Origin of the sequence: Streptococcus sp. CCH5-D3 (assembly GCF_001556435.1) — a bacterium.
Taxonomy (GTDB): Bacteria; Bacillota; Bacilli; order Lactobacillales; family Streptococcaceae; genus Streptococcus.
The window spans coordinates 1-3,520 of sequence record NZ_LSIW01000039.1 but is presented as its reverse complement, the minus strand read 5'-3'; the positions used below and the strand labels follow the sequence as shown (position 1 = coordinate 3,520).

General features: G+C 40.1%; 2 protein-coding genes. Both read left to right on the top strand.

Features of this window, described 5'->3' with window-relative positions; translation table 11 throughout:
* The first annotated feature begins 366 nt into the window (after positions 1 to 366).
* A complete protein-coding gene (locus tag AX662_RS02170; RefSeq protein ID WP_060971503.1) occupies positions 367 to 876 on the top strand; it encodes a hypothetical protein in 510 nt (169 codons plus the stop codon).
* Positions 877 to 1,015: 139 nt separating this feature from the next.
* A complete protein-coding gene (locus tag AX662_RS02165; protein ID WP_060971502.1) occupies positions 1,016 to 3,364 on the top strand; it encodes a cation-translocating P-type ATPase in 2,349 nt (782 codons plus the stop codon).
* The last annotated feature ends 156 nt before the right edge of the window (positions 3,365 to 3,520 follow it).

Genomic DNA, 3,520 nt, shown 5'->3' with positions numbered 1-3,520 from the left:
TCAGTATTTATGATGATAACAAGCCTAAAAAATTCTTGGAACAAGTTTTGCATGTTCATCATAATAGTTTCTAGATTCCTTTCATATCAAGGGCTTAGCCCTTGTTTCTTACTTTTTGATGCCTTAATTAGCCTTATAGAATAGGCAGTCAAAACCTCAACTATTATACCATGTTTAGCTTGATTGACAAAGTGGGGAGAAGTATTGGAGGAATTTGTTAAGACTTGATTTTTTCTTATTCATAAAAAATGTTAGAGCAATCACAAAGTAACCAATCCTTAAATTGTAAGACTTGTTAAAAATAGTGTACAATGGTTAATCTAGTCAAAATGTGATTGGAGATAGAAAAGGAAAGAGAAGATGACAATGCAAAAAAGGAATATTTTAGGGATTTTTGTAGGACTATTTATAGGACTGTTTACAATTTTAGGAATTAGCCTATTTACTTTGTTTAATTTAAAATATCACTCTGTTTATTATGCTCAGCATATTCCTCATAAGGAGGGGACAGAGCCGGACATCGTTATGCTAATGGAGAATAATGGCTGGATTTATACACCGGAATTAGATGGTATTAACTATGATGAGGACGGGACGTATGCTATAACTAGAGAAAAAGGAACAGAATCGTCTGTATTAGGTTTTTCTGATGGTACTCTAGTCTTTTACCCGGACTCAGGTGAAAGTTATATTTTTAATCGTAATTTTTCTATCCAAGCTGCTTTTGACAAACGTTATCACAAGATTAAATATAATCAACGAAAAGTCCTTAAAGAAATTAGAGAGACCGTCCAACCAGTGATTGATGCTCAACCAAAACCATTCGTCAATCTTCAATGGTTGTTTAATCTACTTTACCGAAGTAGGTTTAGTTAGAGAATATAATCCTGCAGAATGTTTTTTGTTGAGTTTATTGGTCTGAATGACAGAGTGGAAAAGGCATGGGGTTTAATAGGTTTATTTCCTTGGTATTAATGACGGCTAACCTTTGAAAACACCTCATTTTTATGCTACTATGAAAGTTATGAAAAAACAGTTACAAGGCTTGACGCAGGTGGAGGTCAAGCGGCGGATAGATGCCGGTAAAACAAATCATTTTAAAGCAAAAACTGGCTCCAGCAATTGGGAGATTTTTAGGCGTAATGTCTTCAACTCCTTTAATGTGCTCAATTTTGCAATCTTTGTGGCCTTGATTGCTGTTCAGGCTTGGTCTAATCTTTTTTTCTTTGGGATTATTGTGCTTAATGCCTTTACGGGGATGATGACGGAGTTGCGTGCCCGTCGCATGATTGATAAGCTTAATCTCATGAATAAGGATCAGATTCGTGTGGTGCGTGATGGACAGCTTGTTTCTATCGATCCTAAGGATATTGTCTTGGATGATGTCATGCTCTTGTCTGCGGGTGAGCAGGTTCCAAGTGATGCCGTGGTTATTGATGGGATGGCTGAGCTTAACGAGGCTATGCTGACTGGTGAGAGTGATCACATTCTAAAGAAAGATGGGAAGGAGTTGCTCTCTGGTTCTTATCTTGTGAGTGGTCAGGTCTATGCTAAGGTCATTAACGTAGCTGAGGACAATTACGCTAACAAGCTCATGTTAGAGGCCAAAACTCATAAGCCAATCGTGTCCCGTATCCTTTATAATATGGACAAGATTGCTAAGTTTACAGGAAAGATTGTCATACCGTTTGGGCTTGCACTCTTTTTTGAGGCTTACATGATTAAGCAGCTGTCTCTTCAAGAGTCGGTCGTTACCAGTTCGACAGCCCTTCTGGGAATGTTGCCTAAGGGAATTGCCCTTTTGACCATTACATCTCTTTTGACGGCTGTCATTAAGCTTGGGATGAAACATATCCTGGTGCAAGAGATGTACTCTGTTGAAACCTTGGCTCGTGTAGACGTGCTTTGTTTAGATAAGACAGGGACGATTACACAAGGAAAGATGACAGTTAAAGGTCTGGAGCTACTGTCAGAGCGTTTTACGAAAGAGGAGTTGGAGCGTTTGCTTGCGGCTTATATGCAACATAGCAAGGATAAAAATGCAACAGCTCAGGCTATTCGAAATGCTTATGAAGGTCTGGAACATCATTATCAGGTAGGCGACGTTATTCCATTTTCAAGCGATCGTAAATGGGGTGCTGTGAGCGTTAATGGGCTTGGAACTCTCTTTTTGGGAGCACCTGAGATGCTTCTTAAGGAAAATCCCAAAGCAGTTGATCAGGCTCAGGCACGAGGGTCTCGTGTTTTGATTTTGGCTTGGAGTCAGTCAGGTGTTGATACAGAGACCATGATTTTGCCGAATGACGTCGAGGCTTTGACTTTACTTGAAATTGCCGATCCTATTCGTGAGGATGCTGCAGAAACTCTGGAATACCTGCGTTCAGAAGATGTGACGCTTAAGATTATTTCTGGTGACAATCCAGTGACGGTTTCTCATATTGCTCATCAAGCTGGTTTTGCCGACTATCAAAGCTATATTGACTGTTCTAAGGTCAGCGATGAGGAGTTGGAGGCTTTGGCTGAGGATACTGCGATTTTTGGTCGTGTATCTCCGCACCAGAAAAAGTTGTTAATCCAAACCCTTAATGCCAATGGGCATACGACAGCTATGACTGGTGATGGTGTCAATGATATCTTGGCACTGCGTGAAGCGGATTGTTCGATTGTTATGGCAGAGGGAGATCCTGCAACACGTCAGATTGCCAACTTGGTGCTTATGGATTCTGAGTTTAAAGACATTCCTGAAATTCTATTTGAGGGACGCCGTGTGGTTAATAATATTGCCCACATTGCACCGATTTTCCTCATTAAAACTGTTTATTCCTTCCTTTTGGGGCTTATCTGTATTGCCAGTATTGTTTTTGGTAAGGCAGAGTACCTCTTGGTCTTCCCTTTTATTCAAGTTCAGATGACTTTGGCGGGTCAATTTATCGAAGGTTTTCCACCATTTATTCTAACCTTCGAACGTAATATTCGTCCTGTTGAGAAACATTTCCTCAGACGTTCGCTCCAGTTGTCTATTCCTAATGCCTTGATGCTGGTTATCAGTGTTCTTATTTTCCATTTGTCTCAGGTCTATCTTGGCATGAGCAATACGGATATGCTGACGCTGTCTTACTATATGATGGGATCAACGGGTGTCCTTGCCGTTATTCGTGCTTGTATTCCGTTGAATAAGGGGCGTGTGGCCTTGATTATTTACTCAGTCTTTGGCTTCTTGATTAGCTCTTACTATCTTCGAGATGTGATTGAGATTTCAACACTTAATAGCTATACCTTGCCAATCTATCTGGTTGCAATGGCTATCTGTACACCGCTTTTCTTCTGGATTAGCTATAAACAAGGTGCTTTCCAAAAAGCATAAAGCAAAACGGCTCTTTGTCAACTGTAGTGGGTGACGAAAAGCTAACATCTAGAGAGGACCTGATAGGTCTTCTCTTTTTTTATGTTCAGAATGATGAAGACACGTTTCTTAAAGTTGATGAAGTTTCTAAAACCGAAGCCCAACCGTTTGATGTCT